The organism is Corynebacterium sp. HMSC035E02 (genome assembly GCF_001836065.1).
GTDB lineage: Bacteria > Actinomycetota > Actinomycetes > Mycobacteriales > Mycobacteriaceae > Corynebacterium > Corynebacterium hiratae.
Window position 1 is genome coordinate 70,044 of the sequence record NZ_KV827333.1, and the last position, 23,044, is coordinate 93,087.

A 23,044-nucleotide genomic window follows, 5' to 3' on the forward strand; every position below is an offset into this window, starting at 1 on the left:
GATGCGTGACTTTGGAACGCCGTAGCCTCGAATTACAAGACCGCACCCGCACGTACCTCGTGTACCGCCCGAATGATGACGTCGATCGCCAGAGAGACCTCCTCCTGTTCTTCCACGGCTCCCTGCAATCCGCGAACGTCATCCGCCGCTTCACTAACGGCACGTTCGATGACCTCGCCACCCGCCACGGCATGCTTGCGGTCTACCCCACCGGCGTGGAACAGCACTTTAACGATGCCCGCGCCACCCTGCCCGTCGCCGCGCGCGAGCTGGGCATCGATGACGTCGCCTTCACGCGCGCCATCCTCGACGAGCTGCGCGCGGAGCAGGAGATTAGCCGCGTGTTCCTCTGCGGCTTCTCCAACGGCGGGCAGATGGTTATCCGCTTGCTCTTCGACGCCCCCGGGCTTGCCGATGCCGCCTGCATCTTCGCCTCCACTCTCGGCGCCGGCGCCAACCATGCGCCCACCAATCCGGACTCGGCGTACCAACCCACCCCGGTCATGTTCGTCCACGGCACGGGCGACCGGCTCGCGCCCTATACGGGCGGAACGGCGGGCATTGACCCGAAGCGCACCCGCGGTGCCGTCACCGGCGCGCAGGAGAACGCCGCACGCTTCGCGGAGCTCAACCATGCCGCCGGCCCAGAGCGCACCCACCTTTTCCCCGACACCGTTGTCGACCGCTGGGAGCCGGCAGACGCCACCGGCGCGCCGGTCGAGCTCGTGAGCGTCGAGGGCATGGGCCACGTCATCCCGTCGGGCAACGAGCTGGACCCACGCCTGGGTAAAAACACGGATTCCTTCATCGCTGCCGAGCTCGTGGAGGAATTCTTCGGGCTCTAGACTGCACGTGCGCCCCATCGTGTCTCACTCCACTCAGCCCCAACCTCGGGTCGAGGCCGTTCGTAGGTGAGCGTCGAGAAGCAATAATTGTGGATTACCGACCAGTGCTTTGGCGATTCCTAGACGCTGTTTCATACCGAGCGAAGCATGCTCGCAGGAAACACTGTGGTGCAATGAAAGGCCTACAAGGGATAAAAGATCCTTCAGTTCATCATTCAGTGAACCTTGTTGTAGTGGTCGGCAATGTCGTTGACGATCGCGTAGAGGTCGCGTTCCATCGCGTAGGTTTTCTTTTCTCGAGTACTGACTAATCACACTTGCGACCCGTTGTTATCTAGAGAATTATTACGTCCCAGCGTGATGTTGCACACGTCTGTGCATGTATCTACTCTCGATGTCACGGTTTGCTGGCGAAGATTCTTCAAGTTACCCGCAGCTGAATCTGTACAAGGTGAAAACGGCAGGCAAAGGACCGAGTTGTCCTCGTCTCTAAACCGTGGAACCCCAATCCTCCAGAACCTTGTATTCGGCACACGCACGCAATCTGAATGTTCAAGATGTGAAGTACTGGCCAGCAACCAAGAAGTAAAGATCGCCATCCAGCTTTCTCGGCCCTGAATCTAGCATCCGGAGGCGTAGAGAAACTCACGCAACGACTGAAACGCCAGCGTCTGTGTCACGTCGCGCAGCTCAAGGAAGAACCCATCTTCTGTAATTTCAACAATCCGCGCACCGGGGATGGCTGCCACAATCGGCGAGTGCGTCACCACGATGAACTGCGCACCCGCCTCCGCGGCGCGATGGATTTCCGCCATGAGCGTCATCTGCCGCACGAGCGAAAGCCCAGATTCCGGCTCGTCGAGGATGTAGAGCCCGCGCCCATCAAAGGAACGCTGCACGACGTCCATGACGGACTCGCCATGCGACATCGCGGTCGAACCAACGTTGTAGTGCGCCTCCGCTCGCAGGAAGTAGCCGTCCTTGGGCGCGGTACCTAGCCGCAGGCTCGCCCACCTCCGGAGGGGATTGATGGGACCGGCGGAGCGCTGCACACCCCATATCCCACCGCGCTCAGGAAAGCCGTACTCGAAGGCAATGCCCTCGGCGAGCGTCGACTTTCCTACCCCGTTGTCCCCGGTCAGCACGGTCACCGGCGCACGCAGGTCCAGTCCTTGGCGTCGCAGCGCCACGAAACCAGGAACGGAGGACACCCACTCAGGTCCGTGGCCGCCGTCCAGCGCGGCATAGGCGTCGACATAGAAGTCTCTCATTCGCCCTCCCCAATAAGAAACGCGGCGGTCCCCAATGGATCGGCAAGGAACTCGCGCGCGGCGTGGACAGCTTCCGTCGCTTCGGGAGCGACGGGCGCAATCCCCTTGTCGCCGAACGCGTAGACGGTCGCGCCTTGCATGCTGAGGAAGACTGGCGAGTGCGTCGCGAGGATGACCTGCGCGCCCTGGGCGGCGAGGCGCTCGAGCTGCGTGACAACCTCGACCTGCCGGGGATAGGACAAGCCGTCTTCCGGCTCGTCGAGAATGATCATTCCGTCAGAATGGAAGCGTCTCTCGACGAGGGCGAGCAGACCCTGGCCGTGGCTGAGAAACGGCAGGTCACTGAGCGGATCGGGATTCTCCGGGCTGTGGATCTGGTGGTGATACTCGCTCAAGTTGAGGAAGGTCTCGCCGCGCAAGAAGTACACGTCGCGCGGGTTGTGCGCCCGCGAGCAGATGAGCCACTCGGGATAGTCCTCGTCGCCGGTGGCAAACCGGGCGTGGCGCGAGCCGCCCTCGGGATTGACGCCAAGCCCCACGGCGATGGCCTCGAGCAGCGTGGATTTTCCGGCGCCGTTATCCCCCACGACGACAGTCACGGGCGTAGGCAAACGCAGGGCGCCGCCCGGCAGCGCTGCGATGAGCACGCCCAGGCGGCGCATGTGTTCCGGCACGCCGGGCAGTCCCTCCCCAATAAGCTCCGGGGCGGGACGCACACTCGTGAGGAACATGGCGACGAAAGCGTGAGCCTACTTCTGGGCCGCGCGACGCTGGCGGGCGAACTCGGAAAGCACCGCACCTGCCGCCACGGAGGCGTTGAGGGATTCAACCCAGTCGGTCATGGGGATGGACATGATAGCATCGCAGTTCTCGCGGACGAGGCGCGAAATGCCTTTGCCCTCAGAGCCGATGACGATGACAACGGGGTCGGTGCCACCGTTGTAAGTATCGAGGGTGTGCTCGCCTCCCGCATCCAGGCCAACAACCTGGTAGCCGGCCTTCTGGAACTCCTGAACCGTGCGGGTCACGTTGGTCACGCGAGCCACCGGCAAGCGCGCGGCGGTGCCGGCGGAGGTACGCCAGGCCACCGCGGTGACGGAGGCGGAGCGACGCTCTGGGATGATGACACCATGGCCGCCGAAGGCCGCGACGGAGCGGATGACTGCGCCGAGATTGCGCGGGTCGGTGATGTTATCGAGGATGACGAACATACCCGGTTCCTGAGCATCGCGGGCCCGATCCATCAGGTCATGAACGTCGGCATACTTGTACGGCGGGATCTGCAGGCCAATGCCCTGGTGCATGCCGTTGCCGGTCATGCGATCCATCTCGTGACGCTGGACCTCAAGAATCGGGATGTTGCGGGTATTGCACATGGCCACTGCCTCCGACAGGCGGGCATCATTACGCGTGCCCTGCACGATGTAGAGGGAGGTAGCAGGCACCTTGGCGTGCAGGCACTCGATGACCGGGTTGCGGCCAACGACCATCTCCGCGGTCTCCTTCTGGTGGCGGCCCGAATTGCGGCGCTCGCGTTCCAGCTTCGCCTTGTGCTTGGCGTGGTAGACGCGGTCCTCCGCCTTGGGCGTAGGGCCCTTGCCGGCCAGGCCCTTGCGACGCTGACCACCAGAGCCCTTCGTAGCCCCCTTCTTATTGGACTTGCGGGCGCCCGCGCCGCCGCGGCCATGGGTACGTGCCATAATTCTTCTCCTTTGTTGTCCTCGACTTCTGTGCTGTCCTTGGCCTTTGCCAAGGACGGTTAATCCGCCAAGGACCAGGTGGGGCCGTCGGCGGTGTCGGTGATGGTAATACCCGCGGCTGCAAGGCGGTCGCGCACGGCGTCCGCAGTAGCCCAGTCCTTTTCTGCGCGGGCGGTGGTGCGACGCTCCAATTCGGCCCGAACGAGAACGTCCAGGGCCGCTTCAGCGCCGCTTTCTTCGCCACTATCTTTCCACTGTTCATCCAGTGGATCAAAGCCAAGAACCGCGGCCATAGCGCGCACGGCTCCGGCGAGGTGCTCAGCCTCTTCACGGTTGCCGTCGCTCAGCGCCTTATTGCCCGCGCGCACGGTGGTGTGGATTTCCGCCAGTGCCTTCGGCACAGCGATGTCATCATTCATCGCTTCTTCGAAGGCCGGGGTCCACTCGCCCTTCTCGACGCCCTCGAACTTGCCTACGAAATCCTCGATGCGGCGATAGCCGGCTGCGGCCTCGGTCAGCGCCGCCTCGGAATATTCGAGCACCGAGCGGTAATGCGCGGAGCCCAGGTAGTAGCGCAGCTCCACCGGGCGGACGATCTCCAGCATGTTGGCAATGGAGAGGACGTTGCCCAAGGACTTCGACATCTTCTCACCGGCCATGGTGACCCAGTGGTTATGCATCCAGTAGTTGGCGAACTTGTCCCCCGCCGCATGGGACTGCGCGATCTCATTTTCGTGGTGCGGGAACTGCAAGTCCAAGCCACCGCAGTGAATATCGAACTCGCTGCCTAGGTAGTACGTGGACATGGCCGAGCACTCCAAGTGCCAGCCCGGTCGGCCACGACCCCACGGGGTGGGCCAGGATGGCTCGCCCGGCTTAGCCGCCTTCCACAGAGCGAAGTCCTGGGGGCTGCGCTTGCCCGCGTTGTCTGTTTCGCCCTGTTCCATTTCCTCGACGCGGTTGCCGGACAGCGAACCGTAGTCCGAGCCTTCCGTGGCATTCCACGCCGCGACGTCGAAGTAGACGGAGCCAACACCGTCTTCGCCAGGCACGGCATAAGCAAAGCCGGCGTCGATAAGCCGCTGCATGTACTCCACCATCTGGGTGACAAAGCCCGTCGCGCGCGGCTCCACCGAAGGGGGCAGAACTCCCAGGGTGTTGTAGGCCTTGGTGAACTCGCGCTCATAGGTGGATACCCACTCCCACCAGGGGCGGTTATTCTCAGCGGCCTTGGTGAGGATCTTGTCATCGATATCGGTGACGTTGCGCACGAGTGCCACGTCATAGCCTTGCGCGCTAAGCCAGCGGCGCAGGATGTCGAAGGCAACGCCGGAGCGCAGGTGCCCAATGTGCGGCTGCGACTGCGGGGTAGCACCACACAGGTAGATCGACGCGTGGCCGGGACGAACCGGCTCGAACTCACGTTGGCTGCGGGTGGCGGTATCAAAAATGCGCAAAGTACTCACCCGCCCTAGTCTAATTGACCCGCAGGTAGGAATTCACCACGGCCGATGGTCACACGGAGCAGGACTGGGCGCAGTGCCTGTCCATTCAACCCGATTTAGGTCGTGGATGGATGAGCAACGTCGCTTTTAACACTGATACTGGCGGCTTACAGTAGCGTGGTGGGATTGTTCCGCACCCAATTGACCTAAGACAGGAAGGCGTCCCGTAAAAGGCATCTGTCACAAGGCATCTTTGGGTCTAAAAACGCCATCTGCAACGTCTAAATGGCGTTTTCAGCCGTGAAAACGCCATTTGACTGATGCCTTTTGTCAGACGCCCTTTGTCAGATGCCTCAAGCATGTCCATGGAGGCGTGCAGGAGTTCGTCGTGCCGAGCACGAAGTGCCTCGGTATTGGTAATTCGCATTGTCAAAGCCACAGCGCCCCCTTTCTCCTGACACCAGGTTAGGACTCGGTGGCGCGCCAGACCACGGCGGTGGCCACGGCAGCGCGGCCCTCCTTGCGGCCGGTGAAGCCAAGGTGATCCGTCGTCGTCGCAGAGACGGACACTGGGGCGCCGAGGATGTCGCTCAGAACGGCCTCGGCTTCCTTCCGCCGCGGGCCCATCTTGGGGCTCTGGCCAACCAGTTGCGCAGCGGCGTTGCCGATGATGAAGCCTTCCTTTTTCAGCAGCTCGCGGCACTCGCGCAACAACTGTGCTCCGGAGACTCCGTCGTACTCTGGCCGGCCCACGCCAACGAAGGAGCCGAGGTCGCCGAGGTTGGAGGCGGAGAGCAAGGCGTCGACAAGCGCGTGGCTCACCACGTCCCCATCGGAGTGGCCCTCGCAGCCATCCACGTCCTCAAAGAGAAGGCCTGCAATCCAGCAGGGTTTTCCGGGCTCGATCTGATGGGCATCGGTGGCGATTCCCACGCGCGGGATGATGGGGTTAGTCACTAGGCACCTCGAAGATGGTCGGTTCGGCCTCATCCGTCACGGCCTTCGCCAGGACGAGGTCGATGGGAGTGGTGATTTTAAACGCGAAAGTATCTCCCTGCACAGTCTCCACGCGCTCACCGTGCCATTCCATCAGGCTGGCGTCATCCGTGGCGACAAAGTCAGGGTCCTGCGCCCAATAGTCTAGGTTGGCGCGGCGCAGCGCGGCCAGGTTAAAACCCTGCGGCGTCTGCACGGCACGCAGGCGGGAGCGATCCGGAGTAGACAGCACCGTGGTCCCCTCGACTTCTTTGATGGTGTCCGCGACGGGAAGGACCGGGATGACCGCGGTGGCACCGTCGAGCACGCGCTTGGCGACGCGCGCGATCATCCCCGGCGGCGTCAACGCCCGGGCGGCGTCGTGGACCAGCACCACGGCATCCTCATCTGGGATGGCTTGCAGGCCCGCCCAGACGGAATCGGCGCGCTCACCCCCGCCGTGGACGATGCGTACGGGCACATCAGAATCGATGCGGTCGAGGATGCTGGTGGCATAATCCTCCATGGCGGGGCTGACGAGAACGATGACTTCATCGACAAATTCCGAGGTAATCATGGCCTTCACGGAGCGTTCAAGCAGGGTACTTCCGCGCAGCTCCACGTAGGCCTTAGGAATGTCAGCGCCGAGGCGCGTTCCCTGGCCGGCCGCCGCGACGAGGGCGATCACGCGGCGGGTATTAGTCTTCGTCGTCGAAGGAGAGGTCATCGAGATCGACGTCATTGTCAATGTCGGTGGTGATGGACTTGTCCTCGACCAAGCCGGCGGCGCGGTGGCGCTCGATGGTGGCGTTGATTTCCTCCATCATGGTGTCCGCCTTCTTGTCATCGACCGGCTTAGCCAGGGAAAGCTCACCGACCAGAATCTGGCGGGCCTTGGCAAGCATGCGCTTCTCACCGGCGGACAGGCCGCGGTCCTGATCGCGGCGCCACAAGTCACGCACGACTTCTGCCACCTTGTTGATATCGCCGGATGCAAGGCGCTCCTGGTTGGCCTTGTAGCGGCGGGACCAGTTGCCGGCCTCCTCCACGTCTTCTTCGCGCAAGACGGAGAAGACCTTCTCGAGGCCTTCCTTGCCCACAACATCACGCACGCCCACCATCTCAACGTTCTTGGAGGGCACACGAACCACGAGGTCGGATTGGTTGATTTGGAGGACGAGATACTCGAGCTCCTCGCCGCCCATCTCGCGCGTTTCAATCGCCGTAATCTTGGCGGCGCCGTGGTGGGGGTAGACGACGACCTCTCCGACCTTAAATTCCATTGCCACTCCTTATGAAGCCTTTGAGACGGTGCCCATCGTGCGCTCTCGGCGTACTCTCAGTGGGCCGCATATACAGGGTATCTACTCTAGCACGCAGTTTTCCGGCACTGCTCCCCCACCCAGGCCCGTAGAGCAGCTCGCTTTACACCACGATGACGGCCAACATAAAGCGCGGCTACCCCCGGTTTACCCAAGAGGTTTGTCGGAAACTGTGTGCTTTTACTGCGGAGGTACTAGGCTAAAGCGTTGATAAGCTTTGTGATCGCAATTCAATGGAGGACACTCACAGTGCAGTCCCTGAAGTCCGCCGCTCGCTGCGGTGCCATCATGTCAGTTACCGCCCTCTCCGCGCTGGCCTTGGCGTCCTGCTCGGCCGGTCATGTTGCACAGACCGCGGAAAAGGTCATTGCTGTCGACGGCGCATCCGCAAGCACCGAAGATGGCAAGGTGGCCGTGCGTGACGTCACCATTCAGGTTGAACCGGACACCGGTGAGACCTCCCTGAAGTTCGTGGCCGTCAACCAGGGCTACAAGGTCGACGACGTCGTCCTCGAGTCCGTGAGCGTCGACGGCCAGGACGTACCACTGGAAGGCGCAGAGCCGCTTCCTCGCGATCACGCCCTCTACGCTGATTCCCAGACGAACCTGGACCGTCTCCCGAAGGACGGCAAGGACAAGAACATCACCTACGTGGCCACCACCCTAGAGAACGACGGCTTCGCCTTCGGCGGCGCCCGCCCGGTGACCTTCACTTTTAACACCGGCACCATCGAGGTTGACGCCACCGTGTCCGCCTCCCCGCTGCAGTCCGGTGACTTTGACCGCGACCCGCAGTCCACCGAGGGCTACGCCGAGAACAAGTAAGCCTTTTCTTCATAGAGAACCGCCCCAGCCGCCAAAGTTTTCCCGGATCTCCGAATCACGGGCTTCAACTTTGGCAGTTGGGGCGGTGTGCGTTTAACGCTCCTCAGCGAACGCAGGAAACTCTTAAGCTCGCGAGGATGCCGTAGTCATCACAAGCAGAGAGTTAAGAATGCCCAGAGAGGACAGGGCAGCCGGGATGAGAAGAAGGTTCGGTGCCTGCGGGCCGCCGTACTTCACCATCTCATCCATAACCTGGTTGAGCGGTTCCGGGTAGGTAGCGGCGGAAGCGGCCGGGGCGCCAGCTACAGCCAGGGAGGTAGCAGCGGCCAGAGCAACGAGGGTACGACGAATCTTCATGGGGTCTCCTTGAATAGTGAGGTGTGGGGGTAAGTGAACTGGACTAGGACAGCAGGTTCGACAGGAAGCCCAAGGAGGACAGCGCCGCCGGGACGAGGATGAGGTTCTGAGCCTCATAGCCAGCGACGTTGGTGATCTCGGTCAGAACAGTGGCCAGCGGCTCGGGAGCTTGTGCGGCAGAAGCAGCCGGGGTGCCAGCGAGGGCGACGGCGGCAGCAGCGCCAGCGGCGACGAGGGTACGACGAATCTTCATGGAAATACCTTCTTGTTGTGAGAAATCGGACGGGGATAAAGAGGGGGCAGGCACACACAAGATGTAACCTGGCTAACACTGTAGCGCCTCTGTGCATATCGCGCGCGATGAAAAGGGTGCGACCCTGCCCGCGACGTGAATGTCCACACCACTTACTAGAGTGATGGGCATGGCAAAAAAGGTTCGTCCCGTCCACACGTGCTCTGAATGCGGCTTCGTCTCCCCCAAGTGGCTTGGCCGCTGCCCCGAGTGCGGTTCATGGGGAACGTTGCAGGAAACCGCGGCGTCAGAAAGCAGCACCGCGGCCCAGGCCGCTGTGTCTGGACGCCGACCAACCGGCCTGACACCGACGAGCCCAGCGGTTCCGATTACGAAGGTGGGCGCTGCCGCCACGAAGGCCCTCAACACTGGCATCGGGGAGCTCGATCGCGTTCTTGGCCGCGGCATCGTTCCCGGTTCGGTGGTGCTTATGGCGGGTGAGCCAGGAGTCGGAAAATCCACTTTGTTATTGGAGGTCGCCTCCCGCTGGGCGCAGCTGGGCCGCACCGCCCTCTATGCCACGGCCGAGGAATCCGCCGGGCAGGTCCGCGCCCGAGCCGAGCGGACCGGGGCCTTGCACGAGACGCTCTACCTCGCGGCCGAATCGAATTTGGATGTCGTCTTTGGTCACGTCGAACAGCTCAAGCCCAGCCTCCTCATCGTGGACTCCGTCCAAACCATGCACGCGGCCGGGGTGGAGGGCGTAGCCGGTGGCGTGGCACAGTCGCGCGCGGTGACCGCAGCCCTGACCACGCTGGCCAAAACCACCGGCATCCCCATCCTCCTCGTCGGACACGTGACCAAGGACGGCAACGTCGCTGGCCCGCGCGTGCTCGAGCACCTCGTGGACGTCGTGTTGAACTTTGAAGGTGACCGTCAATCCTCCCTGCGTCTGCTCCGGGGACTCAAGAACCGCTTCGGCGCCACCGATGAGATGGGCTGCTTTGAGCAAACCGCCGCCGGCATCCGGGAGGTGGCGGACCCTTCCGGTCTCTTCCTCTCCCACCGCGGCAGCACCCCAGACGGTTCAGCGGTGACCGTCGCCATGGATGGCGTGCGCCCCATCCTGGCGGAGGTGCAGGCGCTGACCGTCGACCCCGTGGCGAAGAACCCGCGGCGCGTGGTCACGGGGCTCGATGCCAACCGTGTCCCGATGGTGCTCGCCGTACTGCAGGCCCGCGCCGGTGAACGCACCAACGATAAGGACGCTTACGTGGCCACGGTGGGCGGCATGAAGATTCAAGAGCCGGCGACGGATCTTGCCGTAGCGCTCGCCACGTGGTCTTCCTTGCACGAGCAGCCGCTACCACCGAAGACGGTGGTCATCGGTGAGGTGGGCCTAGCTGGCGAAGTTCGCCGCGTACCGAACCTAGACCGCCGCTTGGCAGAAGCGTCCCGCTTGGGTTACCGCTACGCCATCGTCCCGCCCGGAAAGGTAGAGGTCGGCGGCGGCATGCAGGTGCGCCAAGCCGCAACCCTGAGCGAGGCGATTGCAGCGCTTAAAGCAAGTTGAACGGCAACGCTGGGGAGTAGTTTTCCCCGATGACAGTATGCAGGAAGTAAGCGCCCGGCTCGGCTTCCTCGCGCTCGGTGCACTGGCCCGGCTCGGAGCGCTTGCGGGACCAATCCGCCTGGAAGTAGCGCGTCTCACCGGACTTGAAAGTCTGCTTGCCGGTTTCCACTGAGGCATAGCAATCGGTATCGGACCACACGCGTTCGTTGGAGCCCATCTTGTAAACCTCGAAACGCAGCTGCTCTTCATCGAGATCGATAGAGCAGTCCTCCGTCGTCGGGTTGAATACCTCCAAGTAGAAGGTTGGCATCTTACCGGCGGGGACGCTGTCCTCGTTGGTCTTGGCCATCACTTTAAGGTCCTGGAGGGAACACGTTGTCTTGGATGGATCAACGGTGAGCTCAGCTGGCTTTTCCTCGGAGGTCGGTTCTTCTTTGTCCGTCTCCCCCGCCTCGGGCTCGGTGGATTCCTCAGACGCGGTGGACTCGGTCGTCTCCACCGCCGAGGTTGCATCCTCCGACGGAGTCAGAGTGCCCGACGCCGCCGCCTGCTGCGACTCGGCTCCCGGGTCCTCCTTCGAACCGCTAAAGAGCGCGGTGGCAGCCCAAATAAGGATAACCACGAGTACCAGAATCGCCACGAGCGCGGCGATGCGGCGACGCAGGTAAATCTCTCGCGGCAGCTGCTTCGGGGTACGGGATGGCTCAGTCACAGCTCTTAGTTTAAGGGGATTCGAGCCCAACCCGGGCCAGCCCGGGGCCGCGTGTCTTGAGCAGCGACTTCTATGCGCTTAGTCCCCGCTCAGTGCCCGGACCAGCCGGCGAGCCTAGTGAACGCCGTGCAGGACGACGGTCTCCACGCTGGAATCCTCCAGGAGGTAGCGCAGGCCGACGATGCCGAGCGTGCCGGCGTCGAGAAGCTGGCGCGCAGCCGGGACGTCAGAAATGATCTGGGAGACTGTCTGCGCGGTATTCTCGCGCTCGAAGTCGGCGAGCTCCTCGCGGCCATCGCGCTTGGCCACCATCGAGGCAGCGGCCACGCGCTCAATGATCGGACGCTGCAGGCCCGTCGGCAGATCACCGCCCGCTAGGAAGTCTGAGGCTGCGCCCACCGCACCGCAGGACTGATGCCCCATCACCACGAGCAGGTTGGCCTTGAGATTCTCCAGGGCATAGTCCAACGACGCCATTACCGCGCTGTCTAGAATGTGCCCGGCGGTGCGGATGACGAAGGCATCGCCGAAACCAATGTTGAACACGTGCTCAATGGGCGCGCGGGAATCGGAGCAGGCCAGCACGATCACGCGCGGGTCCTGGCCTTGGGTCAGGCCAGCGCGCAGCTTCGCGTCTTGATTTACGTCGATGAGGTTACCCGTCACCAGGCGGTGGTTACCTTCCTGGAGGGCTTCCCACACCTTCTGTGGGTTTTGAGGGACATCTACTAAAGGCATGATTCTTACTCTAGTCCCCACCGCCCTACACTGAGATGCCTATGGATACCCAAGCTGTCGTGGAATGGTTCGATGCCCATGAGCGTCCCCTACCGTGGCGCCGGCCGGGCACCTCAGCGTGGGGCGTGCTCTTAAGCGAGGTCATGAGCCAGCAAACACCCGTCGCGCGCGTCGCCCCGCAGTGGGAGGAGTGGATGCGCCGCTGGCCCACCCCACAGGACCTCGCGGCGGCTTCCAAAGCGGATGTGCTGCGCGCATGGGGAAAGCTGGGCTACCCGCGCCGCGCGTTGCGCTTATGGGAGTGTGCGAAGGAGATTGGTGAAGGAGCGGTCCCGGGGGACGTCGACAAGCTCTTGGCGCTACCGGGGATCGGTGAGTACACCGCGCGTGCTGTAGCCTGTTTCCATTTTGGCCACAACGTCCCGGTGGTAGATACCAACGTCCGCCGCGTCTACGCCCGCGCCGAGGAGGGGCGCTTCCTCGCCCCGACGCCCGCGAAACGCGAATTAGCACAGGTAGAAGCCCTGCTTCCGGATGAGAACGGTCCGCGTTTTTCGGCCGCACTCATGGAACTCGGCGCGCTGGTGTGCACGGCGAAGAACCCCGACTGTGCCGCCTGCCCCATCAAGTCCACGTGCGCCTGGCAGCTCGCGGGCTGTCCGGAGCCCAGCGAAGAAGAGACCGCGCGGGCCAAGAAGCGCGTGCAAAAGTTCACCGGTACGGACCGGCAGGTGCGCGGGCTGCTTCTCGACGTCCTCCGCGCCACCCCTCATCCCGTCGAGCAATCCGCGCTCGACGCGGTATGGCCGGACGCGGCACAGCGCTCGCGCGCACAAGCCTCACTGCTCGAGGATGGGTTGATGGATGTCAACGACGAGGGTTTGTTCCACCTTCCGCACTAGGCACATGTGAGAAGTCGATGAGGTGGCCGAAGGTCCAGTCACGGTCGGTCAACAGGCGCGCGAGGATAAGCCCACAGCCGATGGCTGCCACGGCCATCGAGGCGGTAGCGAAGTTGCTCAACGCCTGGTCCATGTTACCCACGTTAAGGTGATAGACAGTGCGGAACATGGAGGTGCCCGGGATCATGATGACGGACGCGGGCACCGTCGTGGTGATGCGCGGTAGGTGTGCGCGTGTGGAGGCCACCGCACCCAAGAGCCCGACGATGAGACCACCTACGAAGGCGCCGACGTAGGCCGTGGCCCCGACGCCGATGAGGAGCAGGCGCACAAGGTTGGCCACCGTTCCCACCGCGGCCGCCACGAGCACCATCCGGCGCGAGGAGTTAAAGAGGAACGCGAATCCGGAAATGCCTAGGAAGCTGGCCGCCGCGGCGGCGAGGTACCACACGGGCGCATAGTCCGGAATTCCCGGTTCCGGGGTGAGTTCCGTGGTCCAGCTGACTAAGGCCACGGTAAAGGTCGCAGCTGTGATCACCGTCAGCGCGTAGGTCAGGCGGGATAGTCCGGCCTCGAAGTCGAAGCGCGCGAGATCAATGAGCGCGGAGAATAGCGGGAAGCCGGGAATGAGGAAAAGTACGGCGGCCACATAGCCCGAGGAAAACTCCGACGGGTCCGCCACCCCGGCGGCGGCCACAGCCTCGGTGGTGAAGAAGTACACGAGGCTAGCCACAGTTCCGGCCGCCACGATGCAACCCAGCTGGTGAACGTGCTTGCCGTGCAAGACCGCGCGGGTGAGCTGGCCGCAGAAAGCGGCGAGAGCCACTAGGAGAATCGCCAGCGGCGTGAAGAAGTTCAGGACCGCGAAAGAGGCGCACGCAATAGCTGCCGCTGCAGCCAAGAGCCAGCGGTTCCAACGCTTGACCACCGTTGACTCGATGGAATCAAGCATCTCCGTGAGCTCTTCCGCAGTAATGCCCGCGTACAGCCTGTGGTGGGTGAGATCCTCCAGCGCCTCGATGCGGGAGGCGTCGACGGCGGGTGAATGCTGCTGGGCCACCACGGTGCGAAACTCGCGGCCGCGGTGAAACGTGCACGTTATCTGGGTGACGCCCACGTTGGCGTCGAGCCGATCAAAGCCGAGCGCACGGGCGGCACGTTTCATGCCGCGCAGCACGCGGTAGCCGGACGTTCCCGCCCCCATGAGCATCATGCCTAGGCGCAAGACGACGTCGGCCTCGTACCCCATACGGACATAGTCGCTGTTGGGGTGAGATGTCATTAGCGCCAGCGTCCCCGGAAATTCAGGCCTCCGGGCAGGTTGACCCACATGCCGCCGCGGGAGTTAAACGTCACGGGGCCGACCTTCGTCGACATCGAGGCACCGGAGCCGGAGAGGTTGATCCAGCTGTTCTTTCCGGTCTTCTTGCGCTTGCGATAATAAATTCCCATGCGTGCCAGCTTAGCGCGGATGCGCACTACGACGCCGCAGGCTACTCTGAGCTTTGTGCGAATAAAATCCCTGTTAACAGTGCTAACGACCACCGCTGCTCTTATTCTGGCATCGCCCGCCGCCCACGCGGTGGAGCCGGGCAGCGTCCAATCGGCGTCACCGATAGAACAACCCGGTGTTAAGGCCACTGTTATCTCTTATTCCTCCACCCTCATGAATGGCACGCCCACCACGGTGACCGGCATGGTCTACGAGCCCTCAGCACCATGGAACGGGCCGGGCGAGCGCCCAACTATCGTCTACGCGCCGGGAACGCGTGGGGCGGGTGACCAGTGTGCGCCGTCCCAAGCCCGTTTCGCCGCCGACGGCAACCGCGTTGACCAGCGCTATGAAGCTGCGGCCACGCGCGTGTATAACTACGCGGCCTCCCAAGGTGTGCGCGTCGTAGTCACGGACTACATCGGGCTCGGAACCCCGGGGCACCATTCTTATGTCAACAACGTCGAGGAGGCCCACGCGGTTCTTGACGCCGCCCGCGCCGCGCTCCGGCTCGCCGGTGCTCCCGCCGATTCCCCCGTGGGATTTGTCGGCTACTCCCAAGGCGGTGGCGCAGCTGCCGCTGCGGGCGAATACGCCGCTAGCTACGCCCCCGAGCTCAACGTCAAGGGAACCTTCGCCGGTGCACCTCCAGCGGACCTCTTCGAGGTGATGCAGGCGGTCGACGGCTCAGCGCTCGTTCACGTGTTGGGCTACGCCATCAATGGTTTTGCGGAGCGCAGCCCAGAGTTCTCCCGGGAAATCATCGGTGAGATGAATCCACGCGGCCACACATTCCTCGCCGACGCTGCCACCTTTTGCTTGCGCGAATCGATGTCTACCTGGGGAAATGTTCGAACCAGTGAGCTGACCACGAGCGGTGAATCCTTCGCCGAGCTCCTGCGCCGCAAGCCGGTGGCCTCCCGCATGCTGCACGAGCAGCGCCTCGGCCAGCGGGCTCTCAACGCCCCGATGATGGTGGTCAACTCCCCGACCGATGACATCATCCCCTACCAGCAAGCACGCCGCATGGCTCACGACTTCTGTGCTGCCGGTGGGACCGTCTACTTTGAGGACGCCTGGGCGGTGAACGTGAGCCCGGGCTCGGGCACCAACCATGCCGCGCCCACGGTCCGCGCGGTTCTGCAGGGCACGAACTACCTCATCGACCGCTTCCGCGACGTCCCCGCACCGTCAAACTGCCAACCTGCCGAATCCTAGAATCGCCCCCTGGCGCCGCCATCCATTTTCATTTAATTGTCAATAAGCGCCGGCGGGGATAGACTGAGTGCATGGCACACGAGCACCACGACCACGATCACTCCAGCACGCCGCTGCGCGCACTACTGATTGCGCTGAGCATTACCGGAACCGTCTTCTTCGCGGAGCTGATCGGCGGCTGGTTGGCGGGCTCAATGGCGCTGATGGCGGATGCGATGCACATGCTTTCCGACGCCGCTGGGTTGATCATCGCGGTGTTAGCGGTGTTGGTTGGGCGTCGACAAGCATCAGCCCAGGCCACGTACGGCTACCGGCGAGTAGAGGTGCTTGCTGCGCTAGCGAACGCGGTGATGGTCCTGGCGATCTCGGTGTGGATTGTCGTCGAGGCGGTGCGCCGCCTGCAGAGCCCAGCTGAGGTACAAGGAACAACGATGCTGATCATCGCGGTGATTGGCCTTGTGGCGAATGCGCTATCGGCGTGGGTGTTGCACCGGCACCGCGAATCCTCAATCAACGTGGAGGGCGCGTTCTTGCACGTGCTGGTGGATATGCTCGGCTCGATCGCAGTGATCGTGGCGGGCGTCGTGGTACTGACCACGGGGTTTGTGGCGGCGGACGTGATCGCCTCCCTGGTGATCGCGGCGATGGTGCTCCCGCGCGCCTGGCAGCTCATGCGGCTCTCGGCGAGCGTGCTGCTCGAGCAGGTCCCGGCGGACTTCGACGCCAGCGTCATCGAGCCCGCGCTGCGACAGATCGAGGGTGTTGCCGACATCCACGACCTACACCTGTGGAGCCTGGACGGCGTGAACGTGCTGACGACCGTGCACATCGTGCGCGACGGTACCGTCGAGACCGGCCCTCTGTTGGATGCCGCCCAGCAAGCCCTGCGCGAGCACGGCATCGAGCACTCCACCATCCAGATCGAGCACCCGGAGCACGAATCCCACGAGACGGTGTGCTGATTCCCTTCTAGCCCGGCTTAGGTCATGAGCGGGCGAGCAACGTCACTCCTAACACTGCTACCTGGTACTTTTCGGCGGTGGGGTGGGATTGTTCCGCACGAAACTGAACCAAGTCAAAAGGGCGTCCCGCAAAAGGCATCTGGCAAACGGCATCTTTGGGTCTAAAAACGCCATCTACAAGGCGTAAAAGGCGTTTTCAGCCGTGAAAACGCCTTATGACAGATGCCTTTTGTCAGACGCCTTTTACCAAACGCCTCCATCATCCAGGTCGAGCACCCGGAGCACGAATCTCACGAGACGGTGTGCTGATTCCCTTCTAGTGGTGGGCGGGCCTTCCCGCCCACTGGGCCTTCCCGCCCACTGGGGCGTGCCTCCCATCGCGGCTGGAGGACACACAAAGAAAGCCCCGAACCGCACGCGGTGTCACACGCATGCGGTTCGGGGCTTATTCCTTATGGGTCCAGCACGGGGCCCAAGTCAGCGCTTAGAGCGGCTGGCCAGCACCGGCACCTGCCGGCGGCGGGTTGCCGTCATCGCCATCGTCGTTGTGGGATTCCTCAGCGGAATCGCTACCAGACTCGTCGAGGACGTCCGGGGTCACCGTGTCCGGACCATTGGAGTCGGGGCCGTGAGTTTCGGCGTCGATCTCGGTGGCGAGTTCCTCATCGGCCTCACGCACGGCGGTCTCCTCGAGCTCCTTGTCAAAGGTGTCCTCCGGCAGCGGGCGTGGACGCGGCGTGAAGGTGAAGGTGGCAGAAGAGTTGTCCTTGGACTCGCCGTCCCAGCCTTCAACGTCCACGGTGATGATCTCACCCGCGCCGATTTCGCCGAAGAGGATCTTCTCGGAGAGCTGATCCTCAATCTCGCGCTGGATGGTGCGGCGCAGCGGACGTGCACCCAAGACCGGGTCGAAACCGCGCTTGGCCAGCAGGTCCTTGGCCTTCTGAGTGAGCTCGATGCCCATGTCACGCTCGGAGAGCTGCTTCTCTACGCGGGCGATGAGCAGCTCCACCATCTCGACGATCTGCTCCTGGGTGAGCTGGTGGAAGACCACAATCTCATCGATACGGTTGAGGAACTCAGGGCGGAAGTGCTTCTTCAGCTCGTCGTTGACCTTGTTCTTCATGCGCTCGTACTGTGCATCGGCGTCATTCTCCGAAGAGCCGGTGAAGCCCAAGCCCACGGCCTTCGAGATGTCCTGGGTACCCAGGTTGGAGGTGAAGATAAGCACGGTGTTCTTGAAGTCCACCACGCGGCCCTGACCGTCAGTCAGGCGGCCATCCTCCAACACCTGCAGAAGGGTGTTGTAAATCTCCTTGTGGGCCTTTTCGATCTCATCGAAGAGCACCACGGAGAAAGGCTTGCGGCGAACCTTCTCGGTCAGCTGGCCGCCCTCTTCGTAGCCAACGTATCCCGGAGGAGCACCAAAGAGGCGAGACGCGGTGAAGCGATCGTGGAACTCACCCATGTCGATCTGGATGAGGTCATCATCCGAACCGAAGAGGAAGTTAGCCAAGGACTTCGACAGCTCCGTCTTACCCACACCGGAGGGGCCGGCGAAGATGAAGGAACCGGAAGGACGGCGCGGGTCCTTCAGGCCAGCACGGGTGCGGCGAATGGCGCGGGACACGGCCTTGACGGCATCGTCCTGGCCGATGATGCGCTTGTGCAGCTCCTCTTCCATGTTGAGGAGGCGGTTGGATTCCTTCTCCGTGAGCTTGAGCACCGGAATGCCAGTCCAGTGCGCGAGAACCTCAGCGATCTGCTCCTCGCCGACCTCAGCGATTTCCTCCAAGTCACCGGAGCGCCACTGCTTTTCCTTTTCCGCGCGCTCTTCACCCAGCTTGCGCTCCTTATCGCGCAGGCCAGCGGCCTTCTCGAAGTCCTGGGCGTCAATCGCAGCTTCCTTTTCCTTGCGGACCTCTGCGATGCGATCATCCACTTCGCGCAGGCCCTCCGGGGCGGTCATGCGCTTGATGCGCATACGGGCACCAGCCTCATCGAGGAGGTCAACAGCCTTATCCGGCAGGAAGCGGTCATTGATGTAGCGGTCAGACAGGGAGGCTGCAGCCTTCAACGCCTCATCGGTGTAGGAGACACGGTGGTGTGCCTCGTACTTATCGCGCAGCCCCTTGAGGATCAGGATGGTGTCATCGAGGGAAGGCTCTTCCACCTTGACCGGCTGAAAGCGGCGCTCCAAGGCGGCATCCTTCTCAATGTGCTTGCGGTACTCATCCAGGGTGGTGGCACCGATGGTTTGCAGTTCGCCGCGAGCCAGCTTCGGCTTCAACAGCGAAGCGGCATCGATAGCGCCCTCGGCGGCACCGGCGCCGACCAGGGTGTGGATCTCATCGATGAAGAGGATGATGTCACCGCGCTGGTTAATCTCCTTGAGCACCTTCTTCAGGCGCTCCTCAAAGTCACCGCGGTAGCGCGAGCCAGCCACCAGGGAGCCGAGGTCCAGCGAGTAAAGCTGCTTGTCCTTGAGGGTCTCCGGGACCTTACCGTTGACGATATCGAGGGCCAGCCCCTCGACCACTGCGGTCTTACCCACGCCGGGCTCACCGATGAGCACCGGGTTGTTCTTGGTGCGGCGGGACAGCACCTGCATGATGCGTTCAATCTCGGAATCGCGGCCCACGACTGGGTCCAGCTTGCCGTCGCGCGCAGCCTGGGTGAGGTTGCGGCCGAACTGGTCCAGCACCAGGGAGTTGGAGCGCTCGCCGGAGCCACCCGGGCCGCCACGGCCACCCTGGCCAGCGCCGGCACCGGCGCCTACCGGGCCGGGGCCACCCTGGGACTGGTTGCCTTCTCCCTCGTTGCCTTCATAACCAGAGAGCAGCTGGATAACCTGCTGGCGCACGCGCGGCAGGTCGGCGCCCAGCTTGGTCAGCACCTGGGCCGCCACGCCGTCACCCTCACGGATGAGGCCGAGCAGCAGGAACTCAGTGCCAATGTACTTGTGGCCCATCTGAAGACCCTCACGCAGGGAGAGCTCGAGAACCTTCTTCGCGCGCGGGGTAAATGGGATGTGACCGGTGTGCGGCTGAGAACCTTGACCAATAATCTCTTCCACCTCACGGCGGACGTCCTCCAGCGAGATACCCATGGACTCCAAAGCCTTGGCCGCTACGCCTTCGCCTTCGTGAATAAGCCCCAGGAGGATGTGCTCGGTGCCGATGTAATTGTGGTTGAGCATGCGTGCTTCCTCCTGCGCCAAAACAATGACGCGGCGAGCACGGTCAGTAAACCTCTCGAACATTACCTCTTACCTTTCGCTGTAAATGTGTCATCCACTCTAACGCGCGGGGCGGACACTCCATTCGTGAATTCCGCACCCCCCTTCTCAAAAACCTCGTTTCCCCAGGTAGAACCACTGTACGCCGGTAGCGAACAGGTGGCGGGAGGCGTCGCCAAGCGCCTGCGCGCAAGCCTTAAAGTAAAGTAACTCTTCAGTCAACACTGGTTACATCCCCGCGGGAAGGAGCCTCCCCCGATGCAACAGGCACAGCACGGCACCCTGCTTATCGACGATCTGATTGGGCACTCCCGCCTCCTCGAGGTCTCCGAAAGCGTCACCCTTGGCCGCCAGGGGGACTTCCTACTGGCCTCCGATGATCCCGCCATGCACCGTACGTTCCTGCAGGTGTGGTCCAATGGCTCACAGTGGTTCATCAAGAACATCGGCAGTTTCATCGCCGCTACGATCCAGCCACCCGCCGCCTGCGGCTTCGGCCGCACCCTCATCAGCCCCGGCAGCATTGAAGTTCTGCACCCGGGAACCTCCACGCTCTATTTCTCCACTGCCACCATGAGCTACGAGTGCGAGCTCACCGTCATGCAGTCGCTGCGCAGCCCACAGCCCAGCCTTCCACCGGATGGGCCGTTTACCACCCACGTCTTCGAGCCGAATGAGGAGCAGTGCCTGCTGCTCAAGACCCTCGCTCAGCCACTCCTCGACAACCCCGCCGCGGAGCCACGGGTGGTCGTGAGTAGTCAGCGCGAGCTAGCAGAGGCCCTGGATTGGACGGAAAAGAAAGTAGAGCGCAAGATTCAGACGCTGGCGGAGACCTTGCAAAAGCTCGGCGTTCCGCAGTTCCAGCCGGGCCAAAAGATCTCATGGCGCATTGTGCTCGCCCAATTCGCGGCCGCGCACCCGCACTACTATGCGCACCTTTCATAACAATTCAGCATTATTGTTTTAAGCCGCTCACCGGTGCTGTTATTCTTTGTCTGATTCTGGCCCCTATCTATTTTTATCCCCTTCTATCCCTCATCTGTCCCTCTGCAAGGATCTGACAACCAATGTTCGCCTCCGTCTCTCCGCGCGCGCTAGCTGGACTCGGCGTAGCGCTCCTCGCGCTGTCTGCGTGCGCGACGAACAAAGACACCGCGGAGGATGCGCCCAAGTTCACGGTCACGGGCCAGACCACCCTGTCCCAGCACGAAGACGTTCCTGTCGAGGGGACCGATTCCGAGATCCCAGAACCCAGCGAACCTTCGCACCTGCGCCAGGAGGACGGCACCTACCTGCTCACGAAGAAGGAAGCGGGCCCAGGGGTGGTCAACGAAATCGTGGCCACCTACTCGGGCGTGGAGCCCTACGGTTTCCAAACCCTGCGCGTTGAGCTGGACAACCGGCGCTACGATGGGGCCATCGGCGGCTCTGCCCCGACCGGCGTACTGCAGTGGGCTACCGGGGGTGCCCTTGTCCTCAGCGTGCAGGCCACGAACTTGAGTGGGGACGAGGCAGATCTGGACAACAATGCCGAATGGCAGGTGGCGCTTCTCGACGACACCCAGTCACACCACCTCAAGGAGGGTGAGGATTTCGCCGTGGACTGTGAGTCCGGCGAGTGCACGCTGGTTGCTCGGCTCACCGACCCCGGCGACTTCGTCGCAGAGATCAGCATCCGGCAGGCCGGTTATGAGCCTTTTGTCATTCACCAGCCCATCATCGTCGCCGCATAGCCATGAACAGCCAGCCCACCGCTTCCGGTCTGCCTTTGGATCTTGAGCCCGAGCTCAGCGCCAAGGGCTACTCGCAGTTCCACCAGATCGGTGCGGGTGGCATGGGCACCATCGTCTTTGCCCGCAAGGAAAGCTTGGACCGCGAAGTAGCCATCAAGGTCATCGCGCAGCATGCGGCCGAGGACGATGAGGAGGTCCGCCGCTTCATGGCGGAGATGCGCACCGTCGCGGCACTCGAGCATCCGGCCATCGTGCCTATCTACGATGGCGACATCACCCCGGGCGGCGTGCCTTATTTCATTATGAAATTCCTGCGCGGCCCCAGCCTGGAGGCGCACATCAACCAGCGCATCTTGGACAATTCCAAGTTCACGGTGGAGGAAACCGTGCAGCTGCTCGCGCCCATCGCACAGGCCCTGGACTACCTGGCGGCCCTTCCATCGCCGGTCATTCACCGCGACGTCAAGCCCGCGAACATCATCGCCGATAGCACGCCTTCTCCCACTGCCCACAGTGATAACGAGGGCTGTACCGTCATGCTGGCGGACTTTGGCATCGCCATCAATGAGGACACGACGCGCTTGACCCGCGAAGGCCTGCGCGTGGGCACGGATGCCTACATGGCGCCGGAGCTCTACCCCACGCAGTTGGTCAAGCACCCACCGCAGCCGACCGCCGCCAGTGACCGCTACTCGCTCGCGCTCATCGCGCTGGAGATGCTCACTCTGGTTAATCTGCGCCGCGCCACCAGTCCCCAGCAGTGGGCGCACAGCCGTGTGATACCGCAGTTGACCGCTCATAATCTGGCGCCTGGCGACGATCCCCTCGCCCCCGCCCTCAACACTTTCTTCGCCTCCGCGTTGAACCCGGATCCTCAGCAGCGCTTCGCCACTGCATCGATTATGCTCGCGGAGCTGAGTGAGCTGGCGTCCGCGCCGCGCCCCGCAGCCCCGGATGCTGCCGCCGGCCCTGCTACGCCACCGGCCAGCCCCCACCACGAGCGCGCCGAGCAGCCGCGGCGTCGCCATCTGAGCATCCTCGGGGGCGTGCTTGCGGCGGTGTTGCTGTGTCTGGCAGTCGCCGGCGGACTAGCGCTGTACGGCGCGGGGTGGGACGAGCACGACGAGGTTCTGGCCCAACAATTTCCACAGCTATTGCCGGAGCACCCTGGCCGCGCCCCGTGGCGCAACCTCGACTGCCGCCCCGCGCTGCCGGAAGCGGGGCAGCAAGCTCGAATCGTGTGCAGGAGCGACGACCTCACGCTTGTCGCAGCTGATTTCGGCACGGAGGACAACCGTAACTCCATCATGCCGCGCCGCCTCGACGTCTTAGTCCAGGATGCGTGCAGCATCACCTCGGCGGAAATCCCTCACCAGCCGGGAACGTGGGGAGTGTACCCCTCGGGAGTCTCCGCGCGTTTTGCTCTCGTTCTTGCTGGTCCGCATGCTCGCGAGGACCGTTTGAGCTTGCCCATCTGTTAGCCCACCGTGGCGGGAGCGCTGTG

24 protein-coding genes are annotated in these 23,044 nt (G+C 62.9%); 9 read left to right on the plus strand and 15 right to left on the minus strand.

Features of this window, described 5'->3' with window-relative positions; genetic code table 11:
• The first annotated feature begins 5 nt into the window (after window positions 1–5).
• Window positions 6–845, plus strand: coding sequence for a CE1 family esterase (locus tag HMPREF2635_RS04700; protein ID WP_049154736.1), 840 nt, complete (start codon window positions 6–8; stop codon window positions 843–845).
• Window positions 846–878: 33 nt separating this feature from the next.
• On the opposite strand, the gene HMPREF2635_RS12930 is transcribed toward HMPREF2635_RS04700, so the two are convergent.
• The 8 genes from HMPREF2635_RS12930 to HMPREF2635_RS04735 all read right to left on the minus strand — a co-directional run bounded on the left by HMPREF2635_RS12930 (window position 879) and on the right by HMPREF2635_RS04735 (window position 7,519).
• Entirely contained in the window at window positions 879–1,160 is a 282-nt protein-coding gene (locus HMPREF2635_RS12930; protein ID WP_080975062.1) for an ATP-binding cassette domain-containing protein, read from the minus strand.
• Window positions 1,161–1,465: 305 nt separating this feature from the next.
• Window positions 1,466–2,116 carry an AAA family ATPase gene (locus tag HMPREF2635_RS04705; RefSeq protein WP_010188886.1) on the minus strand — a complete coding sequence of 217 codons (651 nt, stop codon included), beginning with the start codon at window positions 2,114–2,116 and terminating at the stop codon, window positions 1,466–1,468.
• Window positions 2,113–2,847 (minus strand): AAA family ATPase, encoded by a 735-nt coding sequence (locus HMPREF2635_RS04710; RefSeq protein WP_010188884.1) that lies wholly within the window; start codon window positions 2,845–2,847, stop codon window positions 2,113–2,115. The genes HMPREF2635_RS04705 and HMPREF2635_RS04710 overlap by 4 nt, the downstream gene beginning before the upstream one ends.
• Window positions 2,848–2,865: 18 nt before the next feature.
• Window positions 2,866–3,816 (minus strand): 23S rRNA (guanosine(2251)-2'-O)-methyltransferase RlmB, encoded by a 951-nt coding sequence (rlmB, locus tag HMPREF2635_RS04715; protein ID WP_070511080.1) that lies wholly within the window; start codon window positions 3,814–3,816, stop codon window positions 2,866–2,868.
• 59 nt (window positions 3,817–3,875) lie between these two features.
• On the minus strand, window positions 3,876–5,282 hold the full coding sequence (gene cysS, locus HMPREF2635_RS04720) for a cysteine--tRNA ligase (protein WP_070511082.1): 1,407 nt from the start codon (window positions 5,280–5,282) through the stop codon (window positions 3,876–3,878).
• Between the two features lie 444 nt (window positions 5,283–5,726).
• The gene (ispF, locus tag HMPREF2635_RS04725; protein ID WP_070511084.1) at window positions 5,727–6,218 is read right to left on the minus strand and encodes a 2-C-methyl-D-erythritol 2,4-cyclodiphosphate synthase; all 492 of its coding nucleotides are present in this window, start codon (window positions 6,216–6,218) and stop codon (window positions 5,727–5,729) included.
• Window positions 6,211–6,963: a 2-C-methyl-D-erythritol 4-phosphate cytidylyltransferase gene (gene ispD, locus HMPREF2635_RS04730; RefSeq protein WP_070821336.1), complete on the minus strand. Its 753-nt coding sequence runs from the start codon at window positions 6,961–6,963 to the stop codon at window positions 6,211–6,213. The genes ispF and ispD overlap by 8 nt, the downstream gene beginning before the upstream one ends.
• A complete protein-coding gene (locus HMPREF2635_RS04735) occupies window positions 6,935–7,519 on the minus strand; it encodes a CarD family transcriptional regulator (protein WP_046649265.1) in 585 nt (194 codons plus the stop codon). Before HMPREF2635_RS04735 ends, ispD begins: the two co-directional genes overlap by 29 nt.
• 288 nt (window positions 7,520–7,807) lie before the next feature.
• Here HMPREF2635_RS04735 and HMPREF2635_RS04740 point away from each other — a divergent pair, with 288 nt between their 5' ends.
• The gene (locus HMPREF2635_RS04740; protein ID WP_070511090.1) at window positions 7,808–8,383 is read left to right on the plus strand and encodes a hypothetical protein; all 576 of its coding nucleotides are present in this window, start codon (window positions 7,808–7,810) and stop codon (window positions 8,381–8,383) included.
• 123 nt (window positions 8,384–8,506) lie between these two features.
• Here HMPREF2635_RS04740 and HMPREF2635_RS04745 read toward each other — a convergent pair whose 3' ends face one another.
• Entirely contained in the window at window positions 8,507–8,740 is a 234-nt protein-coding gene (locus HMPREF2635_RS04745) for a hypothetical protein (RefSeq protein WP_070821337.1), read from the minus strand.
• A 43-nt stretch (window positions 8,741–8,783) separates the two neighbouring features.
• Window positions 8,784–8,993, minus strand: coding sequence for a hypothetical protein (locus HMPREF2635_RS04750; RefSeq protein ID WP_049154730.1), 210 nt, complete (start codon window positions 8,991–8,993; stop codon window positions 8,784–8,786).
• A 169-nt stretch (window positions 8,994–9,162) separates the two neighbouring features.
• Here HMPREF2635_RS04750 and radA point away from each other — a divergent pair, with 169 nt between their 5' ends.
• A complete protein-coding gene (gene radA, locus HMPREF2635_RS04755) occupies window positions 9,163–10,545 on the plus strand; it encodes a DNA repair protein RadA (protein WP_070515862.1) in 1,383 nt (460 codons plus the stop codon).
• Here the strand turns inward: radA and HMPREF2635_RS04760 are convergent.
• On the minus strand, window positions 10,532–11,257 hold the full coding sequence (locus tag HMPREF2635_RS04760) for a hypothetical protein (RefSeq protein ID WP_070821338.1): 726 nt from the start codon (window positions 11,255–11,257) through the stop codon (window positions 10,532–10,534). The two genes, radA and HMPREF2635_RS04760, sit on opposite strands and share 14 nt — an antisense overlap.
• A 114-nt stretch (window positions 11,258–11,371) precedes the next feature.
• A complete protein-coding gene (locus HMPREF2635_RS04765; protein WP_046647221.1) occupies window positions 11,372–11,995 on the minus strand; it encodes a carbonic anhydrase in 624 nt (207 codons plus the stop codon).
• Window positions 11,996–12,036: 41 nt separating this feature from the next.
• Between HMPREF2635_RS04765 and HMPREF2635_RS04770 the strand changes: the two genes are divergently transcribed.
• Window positions 12,037–12,897: an HhH-GPD family protein gene (locus HMPREF2635_RS04770; RefSeq protein WP_070821339.1), complete on the plus strand. Its 861-nt coding sequence runs from the start codon at window positions 12,037–12,039 to the stop codon at window positions 12,895–12,897.
• Here HMPREF2635_RS04770 and HMPREF2635_RS04775 read toward each other — a convergent pair.
• Complete coding sequence (locus tag HMPREF2635_RS04775) at window positions 12,863–14,179, minus strand: threonine/serine exporter family protein (protein WP_049154726.1); 1,317 nt, start codon at window positions 14,177–14,179, stop codon at window positions 12,863–12,865. The genes HMPREF2635_RS04770 and HMPREF2635_RS04775 overlap by 35 nt on opposite strands.
• On the minus strand, window positions 14,179–14,349 hold the full coding sequence (locus tag HMPREF2635_RS12935; RefSeq protein ID WP_080975064.1) for a DUF4236 domain-containing protein: 171 nt from the start codon (window positions 14,347–14,349) through the stop codon (window positions 14,179–14,181). Before HMPREF2635_RS12935 ends, HMPREF2635_RS04775 begins: the two co-directional genes overlap by 1 nt.
• Before the next feature lie 79 nt (window positions 14,350–14,428).
• Between HMPREF2635_RS12935 and HMPREF2635_RS04780 the strand changes: the two genes are divergently transcribed.
• Entirely contained in the window at window positions 14,429–15,607 is a 1,179-nt protein-coding gene (locus HMPREF2635_RS04780) for a lipase family protein (protein ID WP_246824850.1), read from the plus strand.
• A 71-nt stretch (window positions 15,608–15,678) separates the two neighbouring features.
• Window positions 15,679–16,569, plus strand: coding sequence for a cation diffusion facilitator family transporter (locus HMPREF2635_RS04785; RefSeq protein ID WP_046647215.1), 891 nt, complete (start codon window positions 15,679–15,681; stop codon window positions 16,567–16,569).
• A gap of 484 nt (window positions 16,570–17,053) precedes the next feature.
• Here the strand turns inward: HMPREF2635_RS04785 and HMPREF2635_RS04790 are convergent, their stop codons facing one another.
• Window positions 17,054–19,831, minus strand: coding sequence for an ATP-dependent Clp protease ATP-binding subunit (locus tag HMPREF2635_RS04790; protein ID WP_070821341.1), 2,778 nt, complete (start codon window positions 19,829–19,831; stop codon window positions 17,054–17,056).
• 234 nt (window positions 19,832–20,065) lie between these two features.
• On the opposite strand from HMPREF2635_RS04790, the gene HMPREF2635_RS04795 reads away from it, so the two are divergent.
• From HMPREF2635_RS04795 to HMPREF2635_RS04805, 3 genes are all read left to right on the plus strand, one after another.
• Window positions 20,066–20,752: a hypothetical protein gene (locus HMPREF2635_RS04795; RefSeq protein ID WP_070511101.1), complete on the plus strand. Its 687-nt coding sequence runs from the start codon at window positions 20,066–20,068 to the stop codon at window positions 20,750–20,752.
• A 122-nt stretch (window positions 20,753–20,874) separates the two neighbouring features.
• Window positions 20,875–21,540: a hypothetical protein gene (locus HMPREF2635_RS04800; protein ID WP_070821342.1), complete on the plus strand. Its 666-nt coding sequence runs from the start codon at window positions 20,875–20,877 to the stop codon at window positions 21,538–21,540.
• Window positions 21,541–21,542: 2 nt separating this feature from the next.
• Window positions 21,543–23,021, plus strand: coding sequence for a serine/threonine-protein kinase (locus tag HMPREF2635_RS04805; RefSeq protein WP_070821343.1), 1,479 nt, complete (start codon window positions 21,543–21,545; stop codon window positions 23,019–23,021).
• Window positions 23,022–23,044 lie beyond the last annotated feature (23 nt).

Coding starts and splice junctions, on each gene's coding strand:
- HMPREF2635_RS04795 (WP_070511101.1), top strand. CDS start 20,066: ATGCAACAGGCACAGCACGGCACCCTGCTTATCGACGATCTGATTGGG.
- HMPREF2635_RS12935 (WP_080975064.1), bottom strand. CDS start 14,349: ATGGGAATTTATTATCGCAAGCGCAAGAAGACCGGAAAGAACAGCTGG.
- HMPREF2635_RS04800 (WP_070821342.1), top strand. CDS start 20,875: ATGTTCGCCTCCGTCTCTCCGCGCGCGCTAGCTGGACTCGGCGTAGCG.
- radA (WP_070515862.1), top strand. CDS start 9,163: ATGGCAAAAAAGGTTCGTCCCGTCCACACGTGCTCTGAATGCGGCTTC.
- ispD (WP_070821336.1), bottom strand. CDS start 6,963: ATGACCTCTCCTTCGACGACGAAGACTAATACCCGCCGCGTGATCGCC.
- HMPREF2635_RS04745 (WP_070821337.1), bottom strand. CDS start 8,740: ATGAAGATTCGTCGTACCCTCGTTGCTCTGGCCGCTGCTACCTCCCTG.
- HMPREF2635_RS04750 (WP_049154730.1), bottom strand. CDS start 8,993: ATGAAGATTCGTCGTACCCTCGTCGCCGCTGGCGCTGCTGCCGCCGTC.
- HMPREF2635_RS04770 (WP_070821339.1), top strand. CDS start 12,037: ATGGATACCCAAGCTGTCGTGGAATGGTTCGATGCCCATGAGCGTCCC.
- HMPREF2635_RS04775 (WP_049154726.1), bottom strand. CDS start 14,179: ATGACATCTCACCCCAACAGCGACTATGTCCGTATGGGGTACGAGGCC.
- HMPREF2635_RS04805 (WP_070821343.1), top strand. CDS start 21,543: ATGAACAGCCAGCCCACCGCTTCCGGTCTGCCTTTGGATCTTGAGCCC.
- HMPREF2635_RS04785 (WP_046647215.1), top strand. CDS start 15,679: ATGGCACACGAGCACCACGACCACGATCACTCCAGCACGCCGCTGCGC.
- HMPREF2635_RS04735 (WP_046649265.1), bottom strand. CDS start 7,519: ATGGAATTTAAGGTCGGAGAGGTCGTCGTCTACCCCCACCACGGCGCC.
- HMPREF2635_RS04705 (WP_010188886.1), bottom strand. CDS start 2,116: ATGAGAGACTTCTATGTCGACGCCTATGCCGCGCTGGACGGCGGCCAC.
- HMPREF2635_RS04710 (WP_010188884.1), bottom strand. CDS start 2,847: ATGTTCCTCACGAGTGTGCGTCCCGCCCCGGAGCTTATTGGGGAGGGA.
- HMPREF2635_RS04790 (WP_070821341.1), bottom strand. CDS start 19,831: ATGTTCGAGAGGTTTACTGACCGTGCTCGCCGCGTCATTGTTTTGGCG.
- HMPREF2635_RS04765 (WP_046647221.1), bottom strand. CDS start 11,995: ATGCCTTTAGTAGATGTCCCTCAAAACCCACAGAAGGTGTGGGAAGCC.
- rlmB (WP_070511080.1), bottom strand. CDS start 3,816: ATGGCACGTACCCATGGCCGCGGCGGCGCGGGCGCCCGCAAGTCCAAT.